Source organism: Actinorhabdospora filicis (genome assembly GCF_030269765.1).
Classification (GTDB): domain Bacteria; phylum Actinomycetota; class Actinomycetes; order Mycobacteriales; family Micromonosporaceae; genus Actinorhabdospora; species Actinorhabdospora filicis.
On sequence record NZ_BSTX01000007.1, the window covers coordinates 66,546 to 93,121 of the forward strand.

Annotated in this window: 20 protein-coding genes; 9 read left to right on the forward strand and 11 right to left on the reverse strand. The window is 73.1% G+C overall.

Annotation, left to right across the window (positions count from 1 at the left end; genetic code table 11):
- Positions 1–396: 396 nt before the first annotated feature.
- From QSK10_RS32155 to mce, 9 genes are all read right to left on the reverse strand, one after another.
- Positions 397–4,209, reverse strand: coding sequence for an AMP-binding protein (locus QSK10_RS32155; RefSeq protein WP_285667283.1), 3,813 nt, complete (start codon positions 4,207–4,209; stop codon positions 397–399).
- Positions 4,206–5,279 carry a 3-deoxy-7-phosphoheptulonate synthase gene (locus QSK10_RS32160; RefSeq protein ID WP_285667284.1) on the reverse strand — a complete coding sequence of 358 codons (1,074 nt, stop codon included), beginning with the start codon at positions 5,277–5,279 and terminating at the stop codon, positions 4,206–4,208. Before QSK10_RS32160 ends, QSK10_RS32155 begins: the two co-directional genes overlap by 4 nt.
- On the reverse strand, positions 5,276–6,085 hold the full coding sequence (locus tag QSK10_RS32165) for an isochorismatase family protein (protein ID WP_285667285.1): 810 nt from the start codon (positions 6,083–6,085) through the stop codon (positions 5,276–5,278). The genes QSK10_RS32160 and QSK10_RS32165 overlap by 4 nt, the downstream gene beginning before the upstream one ends.
- Positions 6,085–7,629, reverse strand: coding sequence for a (2,3-dihydroxybenzoyl)adenylate synthase (locus tag QSK10_RS32170; RefSeq protein ID WP_285667286.1), 1,545 nt, complete (start codon positions 7,627–7,629; stop codon positions 6,085–6,087). Before QSK10_RS32170 ends, QSK10_RS32165 begins: the two co-directional genes overlap by 1 nt.
- The gene (locus QSK10_RS32175) at positions 7,601–8,725 is read right to left on the reverse strand and encodes an isochorismate synthase (protein ID WP_285667287.1); all 1,125 of its coding nucleotides are present in this window, start codon (positions 8,723–8,725) and stop codon (positions 7,601–7,603) included. The genes QSK10_RS32170 and QSK10_RS32175 overlap by 29 nt, the downstream gene beginning before the upstream one ends.
- A gap of 31 nt (positions 8,726–8,756) precedes the next feature.
- Positions 8,757–9,464 (reverse strand): SDR family oxidoreductase, encoded by a 708-nt coding sequence (locus QSK10_RS32180; RefSeq protein ID WP_285667288.1) that lies wholly within the window; start codon positions 9,462–9,464, stop codon positions 8,757–8,759.
- 88 nt (positions 9,465–9,552) lie between these two features.
- Complete coding sequence (locus QSK10_RS32185; RefSeq protein WP_285667289.1) at positions 9,553–10,119, reverse strand: 4'-phosphopantetheinyl transferase family protein; 567 nt, start codon at positions 10,117–10,119, stop codon at positions 9,553–9,555.
- Positions 10,120–10,135: 16 nt separating this feature from the next.
- Entirely contained in the window at positions 10,136–11,101 is a 966-nt protein-coding gene (locus tag QSK10_RS32190) for a TRM11 family SAM-dependent methyltransferase (RefSeq protein ID WP_285667290.1), read from the reverse strand.
- A gap of 29 nt (positions 11,102–11,130) precedes the next feature.
- Positions 11,131–11,562: a methylmalonyl-CoA epimerase gene (mce, locus tag QSK10_RS32195; protein WP_285667291.1), complete on the reverse strand. Its 432-nt coding sequence runs from the start codon at positions 11,560–11,562 to the stop codon at positions 11,131–11,133.
- Between the two features lie 73 nt (positions 11,563–11,635).
- Here mce and QSK10_RS32200 point away from each other — a divergent pair, with 73 nt between their 5' ends.
- Entirely contained in the window at positions 11,636–12,823 is a 1,188-nt protein-coding gene (locus tag QSK10_RS32200; protein WP_285667292.1) for an acetyl-CoA C-acetyltransferase, read from the forward strand.
- Positions 12,824–12,853: 30 nt separating this feature from the next.
- Positions 12,854–13,810, forward strand: a complete 957-nt coding sequence (meaB, locus tag QSK10_RS32205) for a methylmalonyl Co-A mutase-associated GTPase MeaB (protein WP_285667293.1) — start codon at positions 12,854–12,856, stop codon at positions 13,808–13,810.
- A 40-nt stretch (positions 13,811–13,850) separates the two neighbouring features.
- Here meaB and QSK10_RS32210 read toward each other — a convergent pair whose 3' ends face one another.
- Positions 13,851–14,429, reverse strand: a complete 579-nt coding sequence (locus QSK10_RS32210) for a Uma2 family endonuclease (protein ID WP_285667294.1) — start codon at positions 14,427–14,429, stop codon at positions 13,851–13,853.
- Positions 14,430–14,667: 238 nt separating this feature from the next.
- On the opposite strand from QSK10_RS32210, the gene QSK10_RS32215 reads away from it, so the two are divergent.
- From QSK10_RS32215 to QSK10_RS32245, 7 genes are all read left to right on the forward strand, one after another.
- A complete protein-coding gene (locus QSK10_RS32215; protein ID WP_285667295.1) occupies positions 14,668–17,754 on the forward strand; it encodes an FtsX-like permease family protein in 3,087 nt (1,028 codons plus the stop codon).
- Positions 17,751–18,620, forward strand: a complete 870-nt coding sequence (locus tag QSK10_RS32220; RefSeq protein ID WP_285667296.1) for an ABC transporter ATP-binding protein — start codon at positions 17,751–17,753, stop codon at positions 18,618–18,620. The genes QSK10_RS32215 and QSK10_RS32220 overlap by 4 nt, the downstream gene beginning before the upstream one ends.
- On the forward strand, positions 18,617–19,285 hold the full coding sequence (locus QSK10_RS32225; protein WP_285667297.1) for an ATP-binding cassette domain-containing protein: 669 nt from the start codon (positions 18,617–18,619) through the stop codon (positions 19,283–19,285). The genes QSK10_RS32220 and QSK10_RS32225 overlap by 4 nt, the downstream gene beginning before the upstream one ends.
- Before the next feature lie 135 nt (positions 19,286–19,420).
- A complete protein-coding gene (locus QSK10_RS32230) occupies positions 19,421–20,290 on the forward strand; it encodes a helix-turn-helix domain-containing protein (RefSeq protein ID WP_285667298.1) in 870 nt (289 codons plus the stop codon).
- Positions 20,291–20,294: 4 nt separating this feature from the next.
- Complete coding sequence (locus tag QSK10_RS32235) at positions 20,295–20,504, forward strand: DUF397 domain-containing protein (protein WP_285667299.1); 210 nt, start codon at positions 20,295–20,297, stop codon at positions 20,502–20,504.
- A gap of 834 nt (positions 20,505–21,338) precedes the next feature.
- Positions 21,339–23,072, forward strand: a complete 1,734-nt coding sequence (gene icmA, locus QSK10_RS32240; protein ID WP_285667300.1) for a coenzyme B12-dependent isobutyryl-CoA mutase large subunit — start codon at positions 21,339–21,341, stop codon at positions 23,070–23,072.
- A gap of 64 nt (positions 23,073–23,136) precedes the next feature.
- A complete protein-coding gene (locus tag QSK10_RS32245; protein ID WP_285667301.1) occupies positions 23,137–23,517 on the forward strand; it encodes a hypothetical protein in 381 nt (126 codons plus the stop codon).
- Here QSK10_RS32245 and QSK10_RS32250 read toward each other — a convergent pair.
- Complete coding sequence (locus QSK10_RS32250) at positions 23,514–26,249, reverse strand: AfsR/SARP family transcriptional regulator (protein WP_285667302.1); 2,736 nt, start codon at positions 26,247–26,249, stop codon at positions 23,514–23,516. The genes QSK10_RS32245 and QSK10_RS32250 overlap by 4 nt on opposite strands.
- Positions 26,250–26,576: the final 327 nt, after the last annotated feature.

The window sequence follows — 26,576 nt, forward strand, 5'->3', positions numbered from 1 at the left end:
TCATACCTGTCTCCGCGGCACTTATGGCGACCATGGCAGGGGCAGGCGGGTCGCGGAGGCGCGGACCGGGTGCCAGTCACCCGGTCCCTAGTACCTCCGGAGGGTGCTCGGTGACCTGTGAGCCCGGGCGCTCTTCGGATACCAAGCAGCACCCGCCCTTCCCTGAATGGCGACCGGCCCGCGCTCCGCGGGTCGAGGCGACCTCGCTCAACTGTGGGAGCGTGGAGCCGGGCCGGTCCGCGCGGCAGGGCGTCCCGCGACCGGAGAGGGGTCGCGGGACGCCCCTACTCCGGTGACAGGGTATGGGCGCCGAGGGCCCGGTCGGGCGCGGATGGCGACACGCGTCCGACCGGGTCCCCGGCGTACCGATTCCTCGCCTCGTCGGTCCAGGGCATGTCAGTCCACGGTGGACAGGCACATCAAGACCTGGTCCCGCGTGACGGCGGGTACCGCCCGTCCACCGTGGAGTCTGGGGGGCCGCAGGGCCTCGTGCAGATCGAAGAACGCCGCCGTGGCCAGATGCTCCGGATCGGTGCTGCCGGCGAGCAGCTCGCGCCACCGCGGCAGCGGGACGACCGGCAGGCCGCGGTCCTCGCCGATCCAGGCCCACACGTCCCGCAGGCGCACGGGCGCCGTCGGGACGAGGTTCACCACGCCCGTGCGGGTCTCGGCGGCCATCTCGCGCGTGGCCCAGTCGGCGGGCGTCCACGGCTCGGACACGTCCAGGTCCGGCAGCGCGCCCACGGTCAGGCCCGCGCGCACCAGGCGCCACACCAGGTCGGCCGGGTTGATGTAGGGGCGCTCGGTGCCGCCGGTGACGCGGCCGAGGCGGTGGACGGTGGCGCGCAGGCCGCGCCCGATCGCCTGGCGCACCAGCTCTTCGGCGGCCCACTTGCCGCGCTGGTAGCCGTCGCGCAGCCCGTCGTGGGCGGGCACGAAGTCCTCGGGCAGCTCGGCCAGGCCCGCGCCCACGGCGACGGTGGAGACCTGGTGGAAGCGGGAGCGGTGCCGCAGCGCCGACTCCAGCAGCGCGGCGACGGTGAGGACGTTGGCCGCGCGCATCGAGGCATAGCCGCGGGTGAGGCTCACCTCGGCGGCGCAGTGCCAGATCTCGGCGAAGGCGCCCTCCGGCGCGGCCGGGAAGTCCGCCGCGACCACCGTCGCCTTCGGCTCGGGCAGGCCGTGGCGCCGGGCGGCCTCGGCGAGCCGGGAGGCCCCGCCGCGCACCGCGCAGACGATCTCGGCGTCGCGTGTGGACAGCGCGTCGAGCAGGTGTGCGCCGACGAAGCCGGTGGCGCCGGTGAGCAGGATCCGGTCGCCGGAGGCGGCCGGGCCCAGATCGTGGGCGGGCAGGACGGAGTCGGCGAGCATGGTGTCCCCGGCCGGTGAAACGTCCGGTGTGGACAGCGCGATGGTGAGCCCGGCGACGGTGGGGTGCGCGAACAGCAGAGTGGCGCCGATCGGGCGGCCGAGGGCGGCGGACAGCCGCGCGGCCACGGCCACCGCTTGCAGCGATCCGCCGCCGAGGGCGAAGAAGTCGGCGGCGGGGTCGGTGACCGGCGCGCCCAGGACCTCCGCCCAGATCCCGGCGACCAGGCGCTCGCCCGCCGAGCCGGTGACCGGTTCGGCGGTGATCTCGCTGGCGGCCAGGGCGCGGCGGTCGATCTTCCCGCTCGGGGTGCGGGGGAGGGCGGCCACGAGGTGGATGCGCGGAACGGCCGGGCCGGTGAGGCGGGCGGCGGCGTGCGCGCGCAGCTCACCGGCGTCCACAGTGGAGACGACATGTGCGGTGAGCGAGATCCGGCCGTTCGCGGACTGCGGAACCACCGCCGCCTCACGTACGCTCGGATGGGTCAGCAGCGCCGCTTCGACCTCTTGGGGATGGATGCGATGTCCGGAGATCTTCAGCTCGTCGTCGACACGCCCGACGTAGCCCACGGTGACGGGGTCACCAACGTGTTCACGTACACGATCTCCTGTGCGGTAGAGAAGGACGCCGCCCAGTTCGGTCCACCGAGCGACACTCAGCTCTGGCCGCTCAAGGTAACCCGACGCGAGACCTGGACCCCCGATGAGGAGCTCCTCGCCTGGCCCTAGGAAGGCCCGCACGCCGGGCAGGGGCCGTCCGATGGGGACGGTCGCGCCGTCCTCGGGGCTCAGGTCGGCGGCCAGGCACACCACCGTGGTCTCGGTCGGCCCGTAGGTGTTGATCAGGCGGACGCCGGTGCCGACGGCGGCGAACCACTGCCGGACCCGCTCGGGCAGCGCCGCCTCACCGCCGATGATGACCGTGCGGACGCATGACGGCAGCACGGCGGTGCCCGCGTCCAGCGCGTAGACCAGTTCGTGCCAGTAGGCCGTGGGCAGGTCCAGGACGGTGATCTCCCGGCCCTCCACAAAGGACAGGAACGCCGCCGGTGACTCCAGGGCCGACTCGTCGCGGATGACGAGGGTCGCCCCGGCCGCCAGCGTGCAGAAGATCTCCTCGACGGCGGCATCGAAGTGCAGGGGCGCGAACTGCAGGACGCGGTCCGCGGCGGTGATGCCGTAGCGGGGGATAGCGGCCGAGACGAAGAAGTCGAGGGCCGCGCGGCCGACCACCACGCCCTTGGGGCGGCCGGTGGAGCCGGAGGTGTAGATGACGTAGGCGGGCGCGGCGGGCTCGTGGCGCGGCTCGACGGCGGGCATCGCGTCGCGGAAGTGATCGGCGCCCGCGATGAAGGCGGGCCGGGCCTCGGCGACGATCGCCGCGTTGCGTTCGCGCGGCCCGCTCGGGTCCAGTGGCAGGTATCCCGCGCCCAGGTCGAGGGCGGTGAGCATGGTGGCCACGGCGGCGTGGCCGCGCTCCATGGCGATGCCCAGCAGGTGACCCGGGCCCACGCCCTGAGCGGCGCTGCGGTGGCGGTAGAGGTCCATCAGCTCACCGAGGCGGCCGTAGCTGATCTGGTGCTCACCGTCCACGATGGCCACTCGCGCGGGTGTGGCCGCGATGTGCTCGCGGATCCGGTCCAGCACGGGCCGGACCTCCGGCGCGGGCTCGCCCGGGAGCTCCCGCCACCTCCCGACGGTGCCGGTCTCGGCCAGGCACGCCAGGATCCCGGTGGCGTGCCGTTCCAGGTCGGCGGGTGTGTAGAGGGCCGGATTGGCCTCCAGGAGCAGCTCGCCGGGGCCGCGCATGGTGACCGACAGGTCGTCGACCGGGCCGGCCGAGACCGGGTGCGCGATCGCCGGTCCGCCGCCGAAGTCGGGTTCCTCGACGAACGGGATGATGTTGACCACCGGTCCCCACATGCGCCCGCCGCCGACCAGGCCGAGGTCGCGGCGCAGGTGCTCGTAGCGGTAGGCGTGGTGCGGGCGGTCGGCCTTCAGGCGCGCGGCCACCGCCGTGGTGAGCGCGTCCATTCCGGCGGCGGGGTCGACGTCCAGCGCGAGGGGCACGATGTTCATGGCCATCGCCGGGGTGCGGGCCGCCGGTGTGCCCAGCCGCAGCGCGACCGGCAGGCCGAGGGTGACCTCGCGGGAGCCGGTGACGCGGTGGACGTGGGCGGCCACGGCCGCCAGGACCCGGTGCGGCCAGGCGCCGTCCAGCCCGGAGACCGGCACGGCGTGGCGGATCGTCGTGCGCGAGGGCGCGGCGGTGGCGTCGGTGAGCCCGGCGGCGGGACCGCGCCCGGCCAGCAGGCCCGTCCAGTGCGCGCGGTCGGCGTCCCGGCGATCGGAGGCCTGGTAGTCCGCGTCGGCCTCGGCCAGCGCCGCCAGCGGGCCGAAGGCGGGCATCTCGCCGCGCGTGTAGTGGGCGGCGACGGCCCGGGTGAGCAGGCCGTAGCCGTAGCCGTCGAGGACGGCGTGGTGGACGAGCTGGAGCCACCAGACGCGGCCGGGACCGGCGAGGACCCGGTAGCCGAACAGGGGGCCGCGCTCGGGGTCGAGCGGGACGGTGAGGGCCTCGCGGGCGGCGGCCAGCACGTCGGCGTAGCCGTCGGCGGAGGCCACCGGCGGCACCGTCCCTTGTGGGGAGAGATGCGCCTGGGCGTCCCGGAACGTCAGGTGCAGCGTCTCGGCCGCCGACACCACGGCCGCGACCGATTCCCGCAGCCGCTGCGCGTCGGCGCCGGGTATCTCCAGGATCTCGCAGGTGGAGTAGATGGGGGACTCCGGATCCAGCCGCTGGCCGGTGAGGATGCCGAGTTGCGCCTCGGTGGCCCTCACGTCGGGACCGCCACGCGGGCCTCGCGGCGGGCGCGGACGGCGGTGGCCAGCGCGCCGAGGGTCCCGGCGGTGGTGTCGAGGCCCATGCAGCCGTCGGTGACGCTGATGCCGTAGGCGAGATCGGGGGTGATGGGCTGGTTCCCGGGGTGGATGAAGGACTCCAGCATCACCCCGGCCAGCCCGGTGCGCCCGGCCGCGATCTGCGCGGCGAGGGACTCCACGACCAGGGGCTGGCGGGTGTGGTCCTTGCCGGAGTTGCCGTGCGAGGCGTCGACGACCACGCGGGCGGGCAGCCCGGCGGCGGTGAGCCGGTCGAGGGCGTCGGCCACGGCGTGCGGGCCGTAGTTGGGCCCGTGCGAGCCGCCGCGCAGAACCACGTGGGCGTAGGGATTCCCGCCGGTGCGGGACACCGCGAGGCGGCCCTTGCCGTCGGGGACGACGACGCTGTGGCCACCGGTGGCGACGCCGACGGCGTCCACGGCCGCCCCGACGTGCCCGTCGGGCCGGTTTTTGCAGCCGATGGGCATCGGCAGGGCCGAGGCCAGCCGCCGGTGCGGGGGCGACTCCACCGTCCGCGCCCCGATCGCGCCCCAGGACACCAGGTCGGCGACGTAGGGCGCGAGCGCCGGTTCGACGAACTCGTAGGCCAGCGGCAGGTCCAGCTCGGCCAGTTCGGCCAGCAGGCGGCGGCCCATGGGCAGGCCGGTACGGGCGTCGGCGACCGGGCGCAGCGCGCGCTCGGCCGGGCCGCAGCACCAGTCGTCCAGGCCCGGGTCGAGCAGCAGGCCGGGCCAGCCGATGCCGGTGCGCGGCTTCTCCAGGTAGGCGCGCAGGACGATGAGCAGGTCCGCGCGGTGTTCGGCGGCCAGCGCGCGCAGGCGCCGGGCGTAGTCCAGTGTGGACGCCGCGTCGTGCACCGAGCAGGGCCCGGCGATGACCAGCAGCCGGTCGTCGAGACCGTCCAGCACGGCGGCGATGGCCGCGCGGTGCCCGGCGACCGATTCGGCGAGCGCGGCGGTGACGGGGATGGACTTCTGGAGTTCCTCGGGTGAGGGCAGTACGGCGTTCATCGGGTCCCCCGGGTCAGTGCGCGGTGGAATCCCGCGATGGTGGGCTCCTCGGCGAGGTCGGCGAAGCCGACGTTCAGGCCGCGCTTCTTCCAGTCCTCCACCAGGGTCATCACCCGGATGGAGTCGAGCCCGGCGTCGATGAGGTTCTCGTCGTCGCCGGCCTCTTCGTCCAGGAGTGCCAGGACGGCCGCGCGGACCTCGTCCAGGCCGATCGTGCTCAGCCCGGCGACCGTGGTCACCACTCCGGCGCAGGAGGCCACGATGGACAGTGCCGTCAGGTGCTTCTCCCGGGAGAAGTCGGCCAGCGCGTCGGCGACGAAGAAGGGCTTGATGTCGCGGACGAAGGCGTCCAGCGCGGTCGTCAGCACGCCGATGTGGGCGTAGACCCCGCACAGCACGATCTGGTCGCGGCCCAGCTCGCGCATCCGCTCCGCCAGGTCGCTGCGGGCGAAGGCGCTGTAGCGGTGCTTGGTCAGCACCACGTCGCCGTCCGCGGGGGCCACCGCCGCGACGATCTCGCCGCGCTCCTGCATGCCCGGACCCCACATGTCCGACTGGAGCCCGCGCGTCTCGGGGACCTGCGGCGCGGTCTGGGCGGTGTAGAAGGTCGGCAGTCCCAGCTCCCGCAGGGCCGCGATCCCCTCGTAGAGCGCGGTGAACTCCTCGGTGTAGGCGTCCAGGAAGTACCGCTGCATGTCGTGCACGAGCAGCACCGCGCGCGCCGGGTCGAACCGCCAGGAGACCCGGCTCGCGGGCAGCTCATCGGCGCGGGGCAGGGGATAGGTGGGGATGCTCGGGAGGGGCATCAGGCGCCTTTCGCTCGCAGGGACAGCTTGTCGATCTTCCCCACGGGGGTGCGTGGGAGGACGTCGAGGAAGACGACCTTGTCGGGGACCTTGTAGGCGGCCAGGCCCGCCTCGCGCACGTGCGCCCGCACCGCCGCGCCCTTGAGCGGCACGCGTGCCACCACGTAGGCGCAGGAGCGCTCGCCGAGCAGGTCGTCGGGTATCGCGACCACGGCCGCCTCGGCGATCGCGGGATGCTCCAGCAGGACCCGCTCGACCTCGGCGGCGGCGATCTTCTCCCCGCCCCGGTTGATCTGATCTTTGGCCCGCCCGGTGACGATCATGTGCCCGGTGGGCGAACGGCGCACGAGATCTCCGGTGCGGTAGAAGCCGTCGGCGGTGAACGCCGACCGGTTGTGCGCCTCGGCCCGGAAGTAGCCGCGGATGGTGTACGGCCCGCGCGTGAGCAGGTGCCCCTCCTCGCCGGGGGCGACCTCGGCGTCGGCGTCGTCGACGATCCGGATCTCGTCCAGGGGGCTGATCGGGCGGCCCTGGGTGGTCAGGACCAGCTCCTCCGGGTCGTCGTCGCGGGTGTAGCAGACCAGGCCCTCGGCCATCCCGAAGACCTGCTGGAGCCGCGCGCCCAGCACCGGGTCGACGCGGGCGGCGACCGGCTCGGCCAGTCGCGCGCCCCCGACCTGCACCAGGTTCAGCGTCGACAGGTCGTGCCCGTGGACGGCGTTCACCCAGATCTGCGCCAGCGGCGGCACCAGCGCCGCCATCGTCACGCCCTCGGCGGCGATCAGCGGGAACGCGGTGTCGGGGCTGCCGTCGGGGGCGAAGACCACCGTCCCACCGGCGTGCAGGACGCCCAGGACGCCCGGGGAGGACAGCGCGAAGTTGTGCGCGGCCGGCAGGACGCACAGGTACACCGTCTCCGGGCCCAGCCCGCAGATCTCGGCGCTGGCCCGCACGGAGTAGGCGTAGTCGTCGTGGGTGCGCGGGATCAGTTTCGGCAGGCCCGTGCTGCCGCCCGACAGCTGGAACAGCGCGATGTCGGCGGCGGCCGGGCCGGGCGGCAGGTCTCCGTCCACCGGCTTGAGGTCGGCCAGCGACGTGGTCGGCACCCGGCCGGCGACGGCCGCCGCGTTCTCCTCGAAGCCCGCGTGCAGGAACGCCACCGCTCCCGACTGTGCCACGAAGTGGGTGATCTCGGCGGTTCGGTGCGCGGGCAGCGCGAACACCGGGACCGCGCCCAGCCGGAACAGCGCGAAGACCGCCACGGCGAACTCCGGGCGGTTCCCGCACTGCAGCACCACCCGGTCGCCGTGCCCGACGCCCAGCTCCCGCAGCGCGCCCGCCCACGCCAGGGCCCGCTCCCGCAGCCCGGCGTAGCTGAGCCGCAGCGGCGCGCCGTCCAGGCCGGTGCCGACCAGCGCGGTGCGCTCGCCGTGCTCGGCGGCGACCCGGTCCAGCAGCATCGGGAAGGTCTCCCCGGTCCAGTACCCGGCCGCCCGGTAGCGCTCGGCGAACGCCTCAGGCCACGTGGTGTACTCGCCGGACATCGCCGTCCTCCAGTCCCAGTCCCGCCAACAGTGTGGTGAACTTCGCGGTGGTCTCCGCCAGCTCCCGGTCCGGATGTGACCCAGGCACGATTCCGGCCCCGGCGAACAGCCGGATCTCGCCCTCGGCGAACTCCGCGCAGCGGATCGCCACCGCCCACTCGCCGTCGCCGGCGGCGTCGGTCCAGCCGACCATCCCGGCGTAGAAGCCCCGGTGGAAGCCCTCCAGGGCGGTGATCGCCTCGCGGGCGGCGCCGGTGGGCGTGCCGCAGACCGCCGGGGTCGGGTGCAGCGCGCAGGCCAGTTCGAGGGCGGTGGTGCCCGGATCGGCCAGCTCGCCGGTGATGAGCGTGCCCAGGTGCCACATCGCGGCGGTGCCGGTCACCTCGGGCTCCGGGACGCGCAGGCGCGAGCAGTAGGGCGCCAGGGCCGCGGTGATGGCGTCGACGACGTGGGCGTGCTCGCGGTGGTCCTTGTCGGAGGCGCGCAGCTCGGCCACGGCGGCCGTGTCGCGCCCGTCGCCGGTGCGGGGACGCGAACCGGCCAGCGGGTGGGCGGTGACCACCCGTCCCCGGCGGCGGACCAGTAGCTCCGGGCTCGCCCCGGCCAGCACCCGGCGGCGGGGGAGCGGCACGGCGAAGGTGTGGCCGCGCGGGTCGCGCCCGGCCAGGCCGCGCAGCAGCGCGGGCAGGTCCACCGGGCGGTTCGGGCGCAGCACCAGCGAGCGGGCCAGCACCGTCTTGGCCAGCCCACCGCCGTCCATCATCGACAGTGCCTTGTGGACGGCCGACAGGTAGTGCTCCTCGGTCGGCTCGGCCCGCACGGTCGCCCCGACCCGGGGCACGGCGGCGCCCGTGATCGGCGGTCCCCACCGGTAGTGCTCGGGGACCACCAGCCGCGCCGGTTCGTCGTCGGCGAACGGGATGGCGCCCACGACGATGGCGTCGCCGCCGAGGGCGCGCAGCACCGCGGCGGCCCGCGCGGGCGCCTCGGGCCCGCGCCCGGGGAGCGTGACGGTCGCCCCCTTGGCGTGCAGGGCTCTCTCGCTCGTGCCGTACAGGAAGGAGGAGTGCGGCCGGTAGCCGTCGAAGAGGGTCATAAGGGGGTTTCCCTGTGAGAGGTGGGGGCGGTCAGCGCGGGGTCGCGCCGCCGTCGACGTAGAGGTCCTGCATGGTGATGTGCCGCGCGGCCGGGGAGGCCAGGAAGACCACGGCGGCGGCGACGTCGGCGGGCTCGGCCAGGCGGCCCAGCGGGATGCCGGTCTTGAACAGCGCGGGGTCACCGGCGATGACGGCGGCGGCGCCGCCGGTCCCGGCCCACAGGGCGCGCTGCATCGGGGTGTCGGTGGAGCCGGGCGAGACGACGTTGCAGCGGACGCCGCGCGGCGCCAGCTCCAGACCCAGGCAGCGGGTGAAGTGCGCGGCGGCGGCCTTGCTGGCGGCGTAGGCGGCCATGTGCGCGCGGGGGATCCCGCCCGCGTTGGAGGCGACGGTGACGATGGTGCCCCGCCCGCGCGGCGCCATCCGGCGGGCGACCTCGCGCGAGACGCGCATGACGCCGGTGGCGTTGACCGCGAACAGCGCGTCCCAGTCGGCGTCGGCCAGGTCCACCGCCGGTCCGGTGCGGCAGATCCCGGCGGCGTTGACCAGGATCTCCACCGGTCCCAGCCCGTCCTCGATGGACGCGATGACGCCGGTGACGGCGAGCGGATCGGCGACGTCGGCGGCGTACGGGCCGTCCAGGTCGATCCCGGCGACGGTGTGTCCCTCGGCGGCGAGGGCTTCGGCGACGGCGGCGCCGATACCGCTGGCGGCGCCGGTGACCACGGCGATGCTCACAGAACCTCCCTGGGGGTCAGGTGAGGTTAGGCTAGCCTAAAAAAGTGACGCCTAGAAACCGCCCCGAGACTCACTGAATAAGCGGAGGTCAGGCCACCGCCACGCCCAGCCGGGCGCGACCGCCGTCCACAAGAGAGACATCGAGATCCCAGTCCCGCCACCGGAACCGGCCATCGGTGTCCACATGCGACAAATCCACCCCGGCCAGCCCGTCCAGGGACGTCGCGCCCACCTTCACCAGCGCCTCCTTCAGCACCCAGCGGCGCAACCGCGACGGGCCGTCCCCGCGCTCGCCGGGCGCCAGCACCGAGTCGGGGACGTCCTCGCGGCCGGTCTCCTCGATGTCGACGCCGATCAGGCGGTCGGCCGCCGCCGCGGCCACGTGGGTGCGGGTGTGCGACAGGCTCACGTGCACGCCCTCGATGATCGGGCGGCCGTGCTCGGTGTCGCCGCAGTCGGGGCACAGGTGGGTCAGCGTCAGCACCGCCGGATCGGCGCCCAGCAGCGCCGCCGCGCAGTCGCGGACGAGGGCGTGCGCGGCCAGGTAGGCGTCCCGGTCGGCGGCGAAGCGGAAGGACTCCGCCCGCCGCAGCTCGGCGGGGGTGAAGGCATAAGGGGCGACCTCATCGGTCACCGCCGACCAGCGGACGTCCACAGCACCCTCCAAAAGCTCAGGATCTCCGGGAAGTGACCACATAGGCCGAAGGATGCGCGCCCGGCCGGGTGAACTCGATCTCCTTGACCACGCGCAGGCCGTGGGTGCGCTGCACCGACTCGCGGAACAGGCGCTTGTCCTCCGTCAGCAGCACCGCGCGGCCCTTGCCCCGCAGCACCCGCCGGACCTCCCGCAGCAGCGCCGGGTACAGCCTCGTGTTGCCCGCGTGCGAGCCGACCCGCTTGCCGAACGGCAGATTGGCCACCAGCCGGTCGACCGAGCCGTCCGGCAGCGGCAGCGCGGCGGCGTCCCCGCGCGCGACGACGCACGGGACGCGCCGGGCGTCCAGGTTCTCCCGGGCCGCCTCGACCCAGCGGTCCATCAGGTCGAAACCGAGCAGCTCGCCCGGCTCGGCCATCTGGCCCGCCGTGACCAGCAGCGTCCCCGCGCCGCAGCACGGGTCCACGACCGTCTGGCCCGGCTCGATCTTGGCCAGCCGCACCATCACCGCCGCGACCACCGGGGTCGTGGAGGCCGGGGCGCGCGTCAGCTCGCCGAAGCGGCGCGGGTAGAACAGCGGGCCGATCTCGGCGATCAGGCCCTCGCGCTCGTCGCGCTCGACGTTCACCGACCAGTCACCGGCGTCGTTGACCCAGCCGAACTTCTCGCTCAGCAGGTCGCGCAGGTCCCAGCGCTCCTCGCCGACCGGGGCGACCCGGAAGCGCACCGGGGCGTCCAGCGCGGCGAACACGCCGTCCGGGTCGCCCGCGCGGGCCTCCACGTCGTCCAGGACCACCGCCGCGCCGCTGAAGTAGCGGACGTCGGCCAGCGGGCGCAGCGGCCCGTCCCAGTCCAGCGTCAGCCCGTCCGGGCGCCGGGTGATGTCGCCGGCGAGGTGCCGGACCTCTTCGAACAGGTAGTCGACCGCGCCCGGCGTGGTGCGCAGCAGCAGCCGCGCCCGCGCCCGGCGGTCCAGATCCACGCCTCGCGGCGAAGCCCCCCGTGCCACGTTCACCCCGCCGGCTGGACGAGCTCGATCAGCACGCCCCCCGCGTCGGCCGGGTGCACGAAGTTCACGCGCGAGTTCGAGGTGCCCCGGCGCGGCTCGTCGTAGATGAGACGAACGCCACGCTCGCGCAGGGCCGCGCACGCGACGTCGATGTCGGCGACCGTGTAGGCCAGCTGCTGCATCCCCGGACCCTTTTTGCCCAGGAACCGGCCGATCGTGGAATCGGGCGAAAGGGGCGCCAGCAGCTGGATCATCGAGTCGCCGGAGCCGATGCGCAGCATCGCTTCGCGCACGCCCTGCTCGGTGTTCTCCTCGACGTGCTCGCAGGTCGCGCCGAACGTGCCCGTGTAGAACTCGATCGCCGCGTCCAGGTCCGGGACCGCGATGCCGACGTGATCGATTCGCAGCAGGCCGACGGGTGTCAAAGCGCTCATCGGGCTAGTCTGGCGGATGGGCCGGAGACCCCGGCGACGTCCCTCTCCGTAACACCCCCAGACCGGAGGCGTAATGACCAACGTCATCGTGCACGGCGCACGCACCCCGATCGGCAAGCTGCTCGGCGCCCTCGCCGACCTGCCGGCCACCGCCCTGGGCGGCGTGGCGATCAAGGGCGCCCTGGAGCGCGCGGGCGTCGCCCCGGAGCAGGTCGACTACGTCATCATGGGGCAGGTCCTGCAGGCCGGGCAGGGGCAGATTCCCGCCCGTCAGGCCGCGGTCCTGGCCGGTATCCCGATGACCGTCCCGGCACTGGGCATCAACAAGGTCTGCCTGTCCGGCCTCAACGCCATCGCGCTGGCCGACCAGCTGATCCGCGCCGGTGAGGCCGAGATCATCGTGGCCGGCGGCATGGAGTCCATGACCGGCGCGCCGCACCTGCTCATGGGGCAGCGCAAGGGCTACAAGTACGGCGACGTCACCCTCGCCGACCACATGGCCCTCGACGGCCTGACCGACGCCTACGACAAGATCCCGATGGGCGAGTCGACCGAGCACCACAACACGCGCCTGGGCATCGGCCGCGCCGAGCAGGACGAGTTCGCCGCCCGCAGCCACCGCCTGGCCGCCGAGGCGCAGAAGAACGGTTTCCTGGACGAGGAGATCGTCCCGGTGGAGATCCCGCAGCGCAAGGGCGACCCGATCGTCGTCCGCGCCGACGAGGGCATCCGCGCCGACACCTCCGCCGAGGTCCTGGGCAAGCTGCGCCCGTCCTTCACCAAGGACGGCACCATCACCGCCGGCAACGCCTCCTCCATCAACGACGGCGCCGCCGCCGTGGTGGTCATGCCGAAGGCGAAGGCCGAGGCCCTGGGGCTGACCTGGCTCGCCGAGATCGGCGCGCACGGCTCGGTCGCCGGTCCCGACAACTCGCTGCACTCGCAGCCCGCCAACGCGATCAAGAAGGCCGTGGAGAAGGAGGGCATCACCGCCGCCGACCTCACGGTCATCGAGATCAACGAGGCCTTCGCCTCCGTCGGCCTCCAGTCGACCAAGGAGCTGGGCGTGGACCTGGCCATCGTCAACCCGCAGGGCGGCGCCATCGCCCTCGGCCACCCCATCGGCGCCTCCGGCGCGCGCCTGGCGCTGACCCTGGCGCTCCAGCTGCGCCGTAACGGCGGCGGCATCGGCGCGGCGGCCCTGTGCGGCGGCGGCGGTCAGGGCGACGCGCTCATCCTCAAGGTGCCGAGCAGTGAGTGAGCGCCAGCGAACTCACCAGAAAACAGAGCATTGTCTGGATCACGGACGTGGCTCGCGGAGCGAGGCTCGTCCGTGATTTCTGAGCTCGTGAGCCGGGCCCGGAGCGGTGACCACCGCGCCGTGGCCCGGCTCGTCACACTGGTCGAGTCGGGTGGCCCCGGCGTCCGCGAGGTCGCCTCGGCCCTGGCTCCCTACGCGGGACACGCGCAGGTCATCGGCCTCACCGGTTCGCCCGGCGTCGGCAAGTCCACGACCACCACCGCGCTGGTGGCGGCCTACCGGCGGGAGGGGAAGAAGGTCGGGGTCCTGGCCATCGACCCGTCCTCGCCGTTCTCCGGCGGCGCGATCCTCGGCGACCGCATCCGCATGCAGGAGCACGCCACCGACCCCGGCGTCTACATCCGCTCGATGTCCTCGCGCGGCCACCTGGGCGGCCTGTCGGCCACGACCCCGCAGGCCGTGCGCGTCCTGGACGGTGTCGGCTGCGACGTGATCCTGGTGGAGACCGTCGGTGTCGGCCAGGCCGAGGTCGACATCGCCAGCCTCGCCGACACGACGCTGGTGCTGCTGGCGCCCGGCATGGGCGACGGCATCCAGGCGGTCAAGGCCGGGATCCTGGAGATCGCCGACGTCTTCGTGATCAACAAGGCCGACCGGGACGGCGCCGACCACACCCTCCGCGACATCCGCTCCATGATGGCCCTGGTCACCCGCGAACCCAACGAGTGGCGCCAGCCGATCGTGAAGACCGTCGCGCACAAGACCGAGGGCCTGGAGGAGCTGCTGGAGGCGATCGGCAAGCACCACTCCTGGCTGGCCGAGCACGGCGAGCTTCAGCGCCGCCGCACCGCCCGCGCCTCGGCGGAGATCACCGCCATCGCGCTCGGGCTGCTGCGCGCGCGCCTGGACGTCACCGACGAGCTGGCCTCGGCGGTCGCGGCGGGCGAGATGGACCCGTACGCGGCGGCCGACCGGCTGCTGGGGTAGCGGGAGTCGTGGGGAGCGCCCGGGGGACCGGGCGCTTTCGCTAGACGAAGTCGGCCGTTTCCAGCGTGAACGCGAACGGTTCGGGCAGGGGTAGCGGGTCGCCGAACTTGACGGTGCGTTTCTGGGTGTAGTCGTGATCCTTGGGCAGGTCGTACAGGATCACCGTGCGTTCTTTGCGATCGATGAGCAGGTAGATGGGGATGCCCGCCTGTGCGTAGCCGCGCCGCTTGATACCGAGGTCCTCGTTACGGCCGCTCGGTGAGGTGATCTCGGCGACGAGTTCGACCTCGGTGGGTGGCGACCAGGTCTCCGGGCCGCGCAGTGTGCCCTTCGGGCTCACGGTGAGGTCGGGGATGAACCTGCCGAGTGGAGTGATCAGGCCGGTGTTGCCGCTGAGCCGGTAGACGCGTGGATGATGCTGCCGGATCTGCTCGTCGATCTCGTCATAGTTCGACTCGTGGGCGGCTGACGGGGGCGGGTTCACGACGATCCTCTCGGTGATCAGTTCGGCCTGATAACCCGGCGGCGTCATGTCGCTGATGTCGAAGAAGGTCTTGAGGATGGTGCCCTCAGCCGGAGCGTCCTCGACGCCCTCGTCCGCTCGCGCGCGCATCTCCATAAGCACAGTGTGCCCCCTTCCTCGGCGAACCGTCCGGGTGAAAGCGTTCCTCCCGGACCGATCGTACAGATGATCGAAAACATCGACAAATACCCCTATCTCAATACCAATCCGCCACCTCCCCACCCCCCATCTCCAGCGCGTCTCCGTTGGCTAACGATCCGGATACACACCTCCCACTTCCCCTCCCCGCGTCGGAAGCTTGTGATCCACGTCCCACGGGGAGAGGCGGACCCGAGTGTCCAATGTGACCTTCCGCGGCATCAGACATCGGGCCGGCCGCTCGGCCGTGGTCTTCACACTGGCCATCGTGGCCGTCGCCGCGGCCGTCCTCGCCCCCGCCTACACGGCGGCGGCGCAGCAGTCGATGCTCACCGACGAGATGCGGGCCATGAGCACGCCGACCGCCACCGTCACCCTCTACACCGTCGGCGACGAGACCGGCGAGGCCTACCGGGACCCCGCCGAGTTCCGCGCGGCCATCACCGCCGAACTGGCCAAGCGGCCGAAGATCGCCGAAATGCTCGGCGATCCCGTCGGCTACACCGACTTCAACAACAGCGGCCGCGCCGCCATCACCGGCGGCAGTGAGAACGCGCAGGTACTCGTCTCCTCCCGGGACGCGGTATGCGCGCACCTCACCTTCACCTCCGGCCACTGCCCCACCGGGCCCGGCGAAGTGACGATGTCGGCGCGATCGGCCAAGGCCCTCGGCTTCGTCCTCGGGCAGAGCGTCACCGTCGTCAACGGCCAGCCCGGCCACCCGTACCAGGGGAGCCTCACGCTCGTCGGGCTGCACGAGGCCACCGACCTCAAGGACCCCTACTGGGGCCCCAACCCGTACTTCTCCTTCGGGCGCGACGAGCAGGACAAGATGATCTCCGACGCCGTCTTCGTCGCCGGCCCTGAGGTCGTCCGGGCCTTCGGCGGGCCGAAGATCCCGATCACCACCGGCCTGGAGTACCCGGTCCTGCGCGAGGTGCCGCGCCTGGCCGACGTGGAGACCATCCAGGACGCACTCGCCGACCTCAAGACCGCCCTGCTGGCCGAGGGCCGCAACATCGACACCGTCCTGCCCGGCGTCTTCGGCGGAGTCCGCGCCGACAACGACGCCGTCGCCGCGGCCGTCCCGGTGGTCTCCATCCCGCTCATCCTGCTGTGCTGGTTCGTCCTCTTCCTCGTCGTCGCCAACCTCACCGCCGGGCGCGGACCCGAGATCGCGCTGGCGAAACTGCGCGGCTACCAGCGCGGCGGAACCGTCCGATTCGGACTCGGCGAGCCGCTATGGCTCATCGCGCTCGCCGCGCCCTTCGGGTTCCTGCTGGGCCTGGGCCTGGTCGAGGGCACCGCCTCGCTGGTGCTGGCCGGGGGCACGCACGTGCGGATCGACGCCGACGTCTTCGTCTACGCGCTCACCGCGATCGCCGGTGCGGCCGTGGCGGCCACGATCGGCGCGTGGCGGACGCTCTCGCTGGGCGTCCCGGACCTGCTGCGCCGGGTCCCGCCGCGCAAGGGCTGGCGGGTGGGCATCGTGGACGGCGTGCTGGCCGCCGTCGCCGCGATCGCCGTCTACCAGGCGGTGGAGGCCAAGCCGGGCGAGTCGCGGACGCTGGTGCTGCTGGCGCCGCCGATGCTGGCGCTGCTGGTGGGCATCGCGACGGCGCGGCTGCTGGCGATCTTCGCCAAGGGCCGGGTCGGCGCGGCCGGGACCCGGGGCCGGGCCACCGCGATGCTGACCTGGACGCAGATCGCGCGGCGACCGGCGATGCGGCAGCTGGTGGTGCTGGTGACGGTGGCGGTCTCGCTGCTGTCCTTCGCCGCGATCGCCTGGCAGATGGGCGAGCACAATCGCGAGCTGGCCGCCGAGGACGCCCTGGGCGCCGACACCGTCTACACCGTCACCACGAAGGATCCGGTGGCGCTGATCAACGCGGTGACCTCCGTCGATCCACAAGGGACGTACGCGATGGCCGCGGCCCGTGCGCTGTCCCGCTACAACGACGCGACCTTCTCCGTGATCGGCGTGCAGTCGGACCGGCTGGCGGCGGTGGGCCGCTGGCGCGACCACGACCGGGCCGCGCTGGAGGACGTCGCGCGGCAACTGCGGCCGGGCCTGCCCGATCCGGTGCGGCTGAACGGTTCGCTGACCATCGAGGCGACCGCGAGCGGGCTGTCCAGCCAGCGGCCGATCAAGCTGGTCGCCACCGTCCTCACCGACGGGGACCGCACCATCACCGCCCGCCTCGGCGACCTGGTGGAGGGCCGCAACACCTTCACCTCGACCGTCTGCCCCGGGCCGTGCCGCCTGGTCGGGCTGGGCCTGAGCCGCTTCCCCGGCAGCTCCGACGAGATCAGCGCGACCGTCACCGTCTCCGGGATGGCCTCCGGCGACACCGATCTGAGCGCGACGCTCGGCGATCCGGCGAACTGGCGGCGGCTGGCCGGGCTCGGCGACTCCGGCTTCCTGGTGAGCGCGGACGGAACCGGCCTGCGCATGCAGGCTCGCAGCGTCGAGACGCGCGACCTGATCGCCGAGCACGCCTCGATCCCGGCCGACCTGCCGGCGGTGATCGCCGGTGAGGCGCCCGCCGACGACAAGGCCGCGGCCGACTTCGCCTACCCGGGCCTCAACGGCGTCCCGCAGCCCTTCCACGTGACCGGTTCGGCGCGGATCCTGCCGCAGGGCGGGACGCGCGGGCTGTTCACCGACCTCGGGCTGCTCACCACGCAGGCCACCACGCTCGGCTCGGTGTCCAACCTGTCCACAGTGGTCTACCAGGTGTGGGCCACCGCCGACGCCCCCGCCGACCTGCCCCAGCGGCTGGCGGCGGCCGGTATCGACGTCACCGGCACCGACTCGATGACCGCCTACCTCGACCGCGTCGGACGCCGCGCGCCCGCGCTGTCGCTGCGGCTGTACCTGCTCGCCGGTGGCGCGGCGGTGCTGCTGGCGGTGGGCAGCGTCCTGTTCACCGCGCAGGCGGCCTCGGCGGCGCGCGGCTACGAGGTCGCCGCCCTGCGCGTGGCCGGTGTGCCGCGCAAGGTGCTGCGCCGCAGCGTCGCCTACGAGTACGTGATCGTGGTGGGCGTGCCGCTGCTGCTCGGCGTGGCGTCCGGCGCGGTCGCCTCGAAGCTGATGATCCCGCTGATACCGCTGGTGTCGGCCGAGGGCGACAGCCTGCCGCCCGACCTGGTGTGGACCGGCCCGTGGCCGCCAGCCGCGGTCGCGGTGACCCTGTTCGGATTCGCCGCGGCGGTCGGCGTCGCGGTGCGCACCCTGCGCCGCGTCGGCCGCGCCTCCCGGCTGCGGGAAGGAGAGCAGTGAGCATCGCGATCGTCCGCGACCCCATCGGCGTCACCTGCCGGGGACTGGTCTACATCTACCGCCTGGACGGCTACGACGTGGTCGCGCTGTCCGGTGTGGACCTCGACGTCGCGCCGGGGGAGTCGCTGGCGCTGGTCGGGCCGTCCGGATCGGGGAAGTCCACGCTCATGGGCCTGATGGCGGGGCTGCTGCGGCCCTCGGCCGGGCGGCTCAGCGTCGGGCCCCACGACCTGGCCAAGGCCGGGCCGATGGAGCTGCAGCGCATGCGCGCCAACGATGTCGGCGTGGTCCTCCAGGGCGCCTCGCGCAACCTGCTGCCTTACCTGGGCGCCGAGGACAACATCCGCTTCGCGCAGCGGGAGGTCCCGCGCGAGTACCGCACCGACATGCCGGCCGCGCGGGAGCTGCTGGACCTGGTGGGGCTCACCGGATCCGGCGTCGCGAGCAGCCTCCCGAAGCGGCTGTCGCCCGGTGAGCGGCAGCGCCTGGCGGTGGCCGTGGGCGCCGCCAGCGGCGCGGGCCTGCTGCTGGCCGACGAGCCGACGTCCCAATTGGACACCCACGCGCGCGACGAGGTCCTGGCCGCGCTGGAGGCGGTCCACGCCACCGGCCGCACCGTCATCGTGGTCACCCACGACCCCGAGGTGGGCGAGCGGATGCACCGCACGGTCACCATCCGCGACGGCCGGGTGGGCGCCGAGGGCCGCCGCGGCGAGGACTACCTCATCGTCGGCCGCGACGGATCGGTGCACCTGCCGCAGGAGCTGCTGGAGCTGCACCCGCCCGGCACGCTCATGCGGGCCGAGGCCGAACCCGACGGCACCATCCGGCTCATCCCCACCATCGGCACCGGGAGCGAGACATGACCACTGTGGACGCCGGGGGCGCGCTCATCGCCGACTCCCTCACCGTCTCCGCCGGTGGGCACCACATCCTCACCGGCGTGTCGATGCTCGCCGAGCCCGGCCGCGTGCTGGCCGTCACCGGCGCGTCCGGCGCGGGCAAGACCAGTCTCCTGTGGACGCTGACCGGGCTGGTGCGCCCGGAGAGCGGGACCATCACCTACGCGGGTGAGCCGGTGGGCGACCGCGACTCGGCCGTCGCGCACGGCATCGTCCTCATCCCGCAGGACAACGGCGTGGCACCCAGCCTCACCGCCTACGAGAACGTGCTGATCCCCTTGATCGGCACCGGATGCGGGTCCGAGGAGGCCGCCGAGCGGGCCGTGGACGCGCTGGAGCGCGTCGGTCTCGCCGGGCAGGTCGAGCAGCTCGTCGAGGAGCTGTCCGGCGGGCAGCAGCAACGGGTGGCGATCGCGCGTGGCCTGGCGCAGAAGGGAAGCGTGTTGCTCGCCGATGAGATAACGTCCGAACTGGACGCCGCGAACCGGGAAAGAGTTCTGGAGCTGTTGCACGCGGAGGCCTGGCGCGGCGCGGCGGTGGTTTTCGCCACGCACGACCTGGAAGCGGCCGGTGCCTGCGATGCGCGACTGCACCTTGTGGACGGTGCCGCCGAGTACATCGGACGGTGAGTGTTAGCGTACGTCCCTTACCATTTCTGTCGTCTTTGCGACTGTGCGCACATGTTGACCTCAATGACCTGCGGCGTAAGGTCGGCAACGGCGGCAGTACTCACAGTTCACCCAGATCAGTGGCGGTGATCGCGGATGATCAGTCCTTTGGTGCGGCGCATGCGGCTCGGCAACGAGCTGCGCGCTCTCCGGAAGAAAGCAGGGCTCACTCATGAGCAGCTCGCCCGTAAGGTCGGGCAGGCGCGCATGAAGTTCTCCCGGCTGGAGAACGGCCGCATCCGGCCCGACGTCGGCGACATCATCAAGGTGCTGGACGCGCTCGACGTCGACGGCGGCGAGTGGAACAAGCTGGTGAACATCGCCCGCGACGCCGCCGACCAGGGCTGGTGGCACCGGATCGCCGAGCAGATGGGCATCCGGCAGGCGATGTACGCCGACCTCGAAGCGGGCGCGGCGACCATCCGCGCCTACGAGCAGAACTTCATCCCCGGGCTGCTGCAAACCCAGGCGTACCTGGAATCCCGCGACCGCACCGCCGCGTCCCTCGCCGGATCCCAGGAGTCCAACCCGCTCGTCTGGGAGGGCCGCGCCGGCCGCCAGCGGATGCTCCAGCGCCCCGGCGGGACCACCTACGAGGTCATCATCGACGAGATCGCCCTGCGGCGGCTGTCGGTCTCCGCGCCGGTCATGGCCGAGCAGCTGGAGCACATGCTGGCCGTCCAGCGCGAATCGGACCGCATAACGATCCGCATTCTCCCCGTCGACGCGCTCGTACCCGGTTACAGCGTGCCGTGGTCGAGTTACTCGATCTTCACCTACCCCGACGCCGAAGATCCAGTGGTCGCGGCGGTGGAGATGTCGGCGGTGGACGAACTCCTCGCCGACCCCGAACACGTGAACCCGCTCGTCGCCCACTTCGAACGTCTCCGTGAGGCCTCGCTATCTCCTATGGACAGTGAGAAGCTGCTCAGTAGCACCGCGCAGCGGTTGACTGACAGGAGGTAATTCAGTGGGCGGCTATAGGTTCCTGACCTGGCGCAAAGCGTCCCGAAGCAGCCAGGGAAACGGCAACTGCGTCGAGGTGGCGCGCGCCGTGGAGCAGCCGATGATCGGCGTCCGCGACTCCAAGGACCGGGGTGGGCCGGTCCTGGTGGCGACCCCCTCGAACTGGGCCGGACTGATCGACGCGATCAGTGGTGGGGACCTTCGGAGGCCGTAACCACGTACTTCGGCCCCCGCGAAGGCGGCATCCCGACAGGCGGGGTGCCGCCTTCGGCATGTCCGCAGCCGACGAGCGGGGAGATGGCGGGGCGATGCCGGAGCGAAGGGCCTGAGGGCGGAGGAATAAGGGAATAGGGGCGAATGGGCGGCGCGGGGGCGGGGGTGCGGACGGGCTTGGCACGGGGTGCCGGGGGCGGGTTCGGCGGATGGCGACGTGGTGGGGTGGCGGCGGGGTGGGGCCGCGGTGATCGGGGCGGCGGAGGGTTGGCGGTGGCGCACAGTGCCGGTGGGGGCGCGGGTGGGGTGAGCGGGCACGGGGCGGTGGCGGGGTGGCGCGCGTCGTGTGTGTGCCCGGGGCGGCAAGTTGGCCCCTTGCAGTCAGGGGTGCCGGGCCGGTACGACAATTCGGCTGAATCGGCCTGGATCGCGCCGAGCCCTAATCACGCCCCGATCGCTCGTGCCATGCCACGGCCATTCGAGCCCGGGTGGACGCCCGGGAGTAGGCCGCTGGTTCCGTGGCCTCTGGCGTTCGCCGACGGGCCGGAGCGGGCGTGGGTTCGGGGTGGCGCGCGTCGTGTGTGCATCCGCGGCGGCGAGAGGGCCCCTTGCATTCAGGGGTATCAGCCGGGTGCGACAATTCGGCCGAATGGCGCATGAACGGCGCCCGGATCGGCCGACGCGAGCCCGTCCCACCGCCCTCGTTCCCGCGTCGTGTGCCCTTCCCCACGCGTTCACCGCCCCCACCTCCGCCTCACCGGCCACGCCCTAGCGATCGTTAAGGAACGCGACCTAGGATGGTCGGGGCAAAGCAGCCGCACCGGAAGGACCACACGTGAACTCCGCCGACATCTCCGCCGGACGCGACCGCTGGCAGGAGCGCTACGACGGCGCGCGCAAGCGCGACGTCGACTTCACCACCCTCTCCGGGCTCGAACTCGACCCGGCGTACGGCCCGCCCGAGGACGTCGACGACCCGCGCATGGAGCGCATCGGCTGGCCCGGCGAGTTCCCCTACACGCGCGGCCTCTACCCGACCGGTTACCGCGGGCGGGCGTGGACGATCCGCCAGTTCGCCGGTTTCGGCAACGCCAAGCAGACGAACGAGCGCTACAAGATGCTCCTCGCCGCCGGTGGCGGTGGCCTGTCGGTGGCCTTCGACATGCCGACGCTGATGGGCCGCGACTCCGACGACGCCAAGTCGCTCGGCGAGGTCGGGCACTGCGGGGTGGCCATCGACTCCGCCGCCGACATGGAGGTCCTGTTCGACGGGATCGACCTGCAGGGCGTCACGACGTCCATGACGATCTCGGGCCCGGCGGTTCCGGCCTTCTGCATGTACCTCGTCGCCGCCGAACGGCAGGGCGCCGACATCACGAAGCTGGACGGCACGCTCCAGACCGACATCTTCAAGGAGTACATCGCGCAGAAGGAGTGGCTGTTCGAACCCGAGCCGCACCTGCGCCTCATCGGCGACCTGATGGCGTACTGCGCCGGGACGATCCCGCGCTACAAGCCGCTGTCGGTGTCCGGCTACCACATCCGCGAGGCCGGTTCGACCGCCGCGCAGGAGCTGGCGTTCACCATCGCCGACGGCTTCGGCTACGTCGAGCTGGGCCTGTCGCGCGGGCTGGACGTGAACGTGTTCGCGCCGGGCCTGTCCTTCTTCTTCGACTCCCACATCGACTTCTTCGAGGAGATCGCCAAGTTCCGCGCCGCCCGCCGCATCTGGGCGCGCTGGCTGCGCGACGTCTACGGCGCCACCTCCGAGAAGGCGCAGTGGATGCGCTTCCACACCCAGACCGCCGGGGTGTCGCTCACCGCGCAGCAGCCGGTGAACAACGTGGTCCGCACCGCCGTGGAGGCGCTCGCCGCCGTCCTCGGAGGCACGAACTCGCTGCACACCAACGCGCTGGACGAGACCCTCGCGCTGCCCACCGACGAGACCGCCGAGATCGCCCTGCGCACCCAGACGGTGCTCATGGAGGAGACCGGCGTGGTCAACGTCGCCGACCCGCTCGGCGGCTCCTGGTACGTCGAGGCCCTCACCGACCGCATCGAGGCCGAGGCCGAGGCGATCTTCCGCCGCATCCTGTCCCTGGGCGGCGAGCAGGGCGAGGACGCCGGGACCACCACCCGCGCGGCCCTCGCGGCCGGCAACCACAAGATCGGCCCGGTCACCTCCGGCATCCTGCGCGGCATCGAGGACGGCTGGTTCACCGGCGAGATCGCCGAGGCCGCCTTCCAGTACCAGCAGAAGCTGGAGCGCGGCGAGAAGCGCATCGTCGGCGTCAACTGCCACACCGAGACCGTGGCCCGCGACCTGGACATCATGCGCGTGTCCCACGAGGTCGAGCGCGCCCAGGTCGCGCTGCTCACCGACCGCAAGGGCGCCCGCGATCAGGCCACCGTCGACGCCGCCCTCAAGCACCTCATCGAGGTGTCGCGCACCGACGAGAACATGATCCCGGCGATGCTGGACGCCGTCCGCGCCGAGGCGACCCTCGGCGAGATCTGCGACGTCCTGCGCGAGGAGTGGGGCGAGTACCGGGAGCCCGCGCGCTTCTAGATCGACGCCCGGACGCCGGTCGGCCCACGCGCCGGCCGGCGTCTTCCATACCCCGAGAGGCCACATGGACGCGTTAACGGGCAACGGGATCGTCCTCGACCGCACGGTCCCCTTCGAGCGGCGGATCGCGCGCCTCATCGAGCACTGCGGCTCGGCGGCCGACGAGCCCGTGCTCGTCGACGGGGTGGCGTTCTTCCTGCTGTACTGCTGGTTCCAGCGGCACACCACCGACGCTGCGGCACTGCGTGGGCTCATCGACGCGTCGCTGGCCGGGATCGGCGGTGAGCTCGGCTGGATCGGGATGCTCCATCAACGCGGGTATTGCGCCTGCGGCCAGACCAACCGGCTGGAGAACATGACGATCTGCGTGGAGTGCGCGTCCTACGAGTGCTGGGAGTGCTACGGGTGCCATCGCGCGCGCACCGGCCACGAGGTCGTCGGCTAGCCGCGCAGCTTCTCCCGGACCCGGCGCAGCGCCGGGTGCCGCAGCTCGTCCAGGATCGCCTCGGCCCGGTGCCAGGCGTCCAGCGCGGAGGCGTCGTCGCCCATGGCCGTGTAGGTGTCGCCGAGGTTGTCGAGGGTCATCGCGAGGTTGAAGCGGTCGCCGAGGCGTTCGGCGGTCGCGATGGACTCGCGGTAGCTGGCGATCGCCTCGGGGTACCGCCGCAGGTGGTGGTGGGCGTAGCCGATGGTGTCCAGGACGGCGATCTCGCCGCCGGGGGCGTTGAGTTCGCGGGTGGCGGCCAGCGCGCGGTGGCCGTGGTCGAGGGCGAGTTCGTATCGCCCGGTGCGGGCGTAGCACCAGGCGACGGTGTTGAGCGCGTAGGCGTGCCCGGCGGTGTGCGGTTCGTGCAGCGCGAGGGCCCGCAGCGCGTGTTCGAGCGCTTGGGGGTACCTGCCCTGTTGCTCGTGGAGGATGGCCAGGTCGGCGGCGATGTGCGCCTCGCCGGGCAGGTCGCCGATGCTCCGGTGGAGCTCCAGGGCGGCGGTGAAGTGGTGTTCGGCGTCCTCGATGCGGGCGAGGCGGACGTGGACGCGCCCGAGCCCGCGGTGGGCCTTGGCGCGCAGGGCGGGGTCGGCGAGGCGTTCGGCGGCGGCGAGGGCGGCGTGCTGGCAGCCGGTCCAGTGCGCCCAGTCCCCTTGGCGTTCGAAGTGCCCGGACAGGGCCCGGGCCAGCTGCCAGGCGCGCCGGTGGTGGCCGGTGGCCGAGGCCCGGTCCAGGACGGCGAGCAGGACGTCCTGCTCGGCGGTGAGCCACTCGGTCGCGGTCCCGGCGACGGGTTCGGGCCGGACGCCGGGGAGCGGTGCGGCGAGGGTCTCGCGGGTCTGGAGCGGGTTGACGACGGCGGACGCGGCGTGCGCGGTGTGCAGGTAGTGGTCGAGGACGCGGCCGGTGGCGGCCTCGCGGTCGGCGGGGGTCTCCTCGGCGGCGGCCAGTTCGGCGGCGTACTCGCGCATCAGGTCGTGGAGGGTGTGGCGGCCCGCGGACTCGGTGACCAGGTGCGCCCGGGTCAGCTCGGCCAGCAGGCGCGCGGCGTCGCGGGTGGTGAGTCCGGCGAGGCTGGCGGCGGCGGGGACGGTGACGTGCGGGCCGGGGTGCAGGCTCAGGAGCCGCAGCATGCGGGCCGCTCCGGCGCCCAGGGCGCGGTAGGACCAGGAGAACACCGCGCGGACGTCGGTGGCCGCCGAGTCGGTGTCGAAGGCGCCGATCCCGCCGCGCAGCTGCGCGGCCAGGTCGCCCAGGCGGTCCTCGCGGCCGATGACGGCGCGGGCGGCGGCGATGGCCAGGGCCAGCGGGAGGCGGGCGCTGGCGGCGATGATGTCGTCGGCGGCGCGCGGCTCGGCGGCCACCCGTTCGGGGCCGATGCGGCGCTCCAGCAGCTCGCGGGCCTCGGCGAGGGTGAACAGGTCGAGGTTCACCCGGTGGGCGCCGTGCCCGGCGATCAGGCTCAGCAGGACGTCGCGGCTGGTGACCAGGACGAGGGAACCGGCCGCGCCGGGCAGCAGCGGCCGGACCTGGTCGGCGCTACCGGCGTTGTCCAGCAGCATGAGCGTGCGCCGGCCGTCCATCGTGGAGCGGTAGAGGGCGGTGAGTTCCTCGGCGTCGGCGGGCACGTCCTCACCGCGGACGCCCAGGGTGCGCAGGAAGCGGGCCTGGACCTGTTGCGGGGACAGGGCCCGGCCGGGATGGTGGCCGCGCAGGTCGGCGAAGAGCTGACCGTCGGGGAACGCGTCGGCGATCCGGCGCGCCCAGTGGACGGCGAGGGTGGTCTTGCCGACCCCGGCGGTGCCGGTGAGGACGCCGACGACCGGCTGCTCCCGGGCGTCCAGCAGTCCGTCGAGCGCGGCCAGTTCGGTGCCGCGGCCGGTGAAGACGGCCGTGCCGGGCGGGAGCTGGCGGGGGACGGGCAGGCGCGGCGGCCCGCCGTCCGGGCCGCCGGTCAGGATCGCCGCGTGCAGCGCCCGGATCTCCTCGCCCGGGTCGAGGCCGAGCTCCTCGCCCAGGGACGTGCGGAAGCGGTGGAAGGCGTCCAGGGCCTCGGCCCGCCGTCCACAGTGGTGCAAGGCGCGCATCAGCTGGTGGCAGAAGGCCTCCCGCAGCGGGTGCGCGGCGGTGAGCGGGACCAGCTCGCCGACCAGGGCGGCGGCGTTCCCGGCGTCCAGGAGGATGTCGTTTCGGCGCTCGATCAGCCGCAGCCGCCGCTCCACCAGGCCCGGGACCACCTCGCGCTGAAGGGATTCCGACGGCACGTCCACCAGCGGCTCGCCGCGCCACAGCCCGAGCGCGGCCGTCACCGCCGTCAGCTCGTCGCCGCCCCCGCGCAGCAGCTCCTCGACGCGCCCGAGATCGGTGCGGCCGGGCGGGACGTCGAGCCGGTAGCCGTCCGGGCACGTGACGATGACCTCGCCCGCGCCGATCCGCTCCAGCCGGGCCCGCACCCGCACCGCGCACAACTGGACCGCGCGACGCGGGTTCTTCGGCAGCGCCTCGCCCCACATGGCGTCGGCGAAGGCCTGGAGGCTCACCTGCCGTCCGGCGTTCAGGACCAGCAGCGCGAGGAACACGCGCGAACGCGGTGAGGTCAGCGCCAGTTCCGCGCCGCCCGAGGCGATCCGCAGCGGCCCGAGCAGCCCGAACTCGACCCCGCCGGGCTCGGTGCGATCGGGGTCCGGCATGCCGTCACCTTAGCCCCGGGCGATGAAGCCGATGTGAAGCCGGGCGCCGACATCATCCCGGCGAAGCCGCCGGACCGCGCGGCTGGAGATTGAGGAAACCGGATGTCCGTTCGCTCCATGCCCACCCTCGCCCTGGGCCTGCGGTTCGGCACCGGCGAGGTCTGCGGACGCGACCGGCTCGGCGCCCGCGATCCGGGCGACGACCGGCATTGCCACGACAACGCCATCGTCGTCACCGCGTTCGAGGACGCCCGGTACGACGAGTGGCACACCTTCCCGTGGCGGGACGGCTCGTACTCCGGCACGCCCATCGAGGCGGGCGCGACC

Excerpts from the sequence above, each read along its gene's own strand:
- QSK10_RS32160 (WP_285667284.1), bottom strand. The coding sequence starts at position 5,279 with ATGAACGCCGTACTGCCCTCACCCGAGGAACTCCAGAAGTCCATCCCC.
- QSK10_RS32165 (WP_285667285.1), bottom strand. The coding sequence starts at position 6,085 with ATGCCCCTCCCGAGCATCCCCACCTATCCCCTGCCCCGCGCCGATGAG.
- QSK10_RS32170 (WP_285667286.1), bottom strand. The coding sequence starts at position 7,629 with ATGTCCGGCGAGTACACCACGTGGCCTGAGGCGTTCGCCGAGCGCTAC.
- QSK10_RS32175 (WP_285667287.1), bottom strand. The coding sequence starts at position 8,725 with ATGACCCTCTTCGACGGCTACCGGCCGCACTCCTCCTTCCTGTACGGC.
- mce (WP_285667291.1), bottom strand. The coding sequence starts at position 11,562 with ATGAGCGCTTTGACACCCGTCGGCCTGCTGCGAATCGATCACGTCGGC.
- QSK10_RS32200 (WP_285667292.1), top strand. The coding sequence starts at position 11,636 with ATGACCAACGTCATCGTGCACGGCGCACGCACCCCGATCGGCAAGCTG.
- QSK10_RS32210 (WP_285667294.1), bottom strand. The coding sequence starts at position 14,429 with ATGGAGATGCGCGCGCGAGCGGACGAGGGCGTCGAGGACGCTCCGGCT.
- QSK10_RS32225 (WP_285667297.1), top strand. The coding sequence starts at position 18,617 with ATGACCACTGTGGACGCCGGGGGCGCGCTCATCGCCGACTCCCTCACC.
- QSK10_RS32230 (WP_285667298.1), top strand. The coding sequence starts at position 19,421 with ATGATCAGTCCTTTGGTGCGGCGCATGCGGCTCGGCAACGAGCTGCGC.
- QSK10_RS32245 (WP_285667301.1), top strand. The coding sequence starts at position 23,137 with ATGGACGCGTTAACGGGCAACGGGATCGTCCTCGACCGCACGGTCCCC.
- QSK10_RS32250 (WP_285667302.1), bottom strand. The coding sequence starts at position 26,249 with ATGCCGGACCCCGATCGCACCGAGCCCGGCGGGGTCGAGTTCGGGCTG.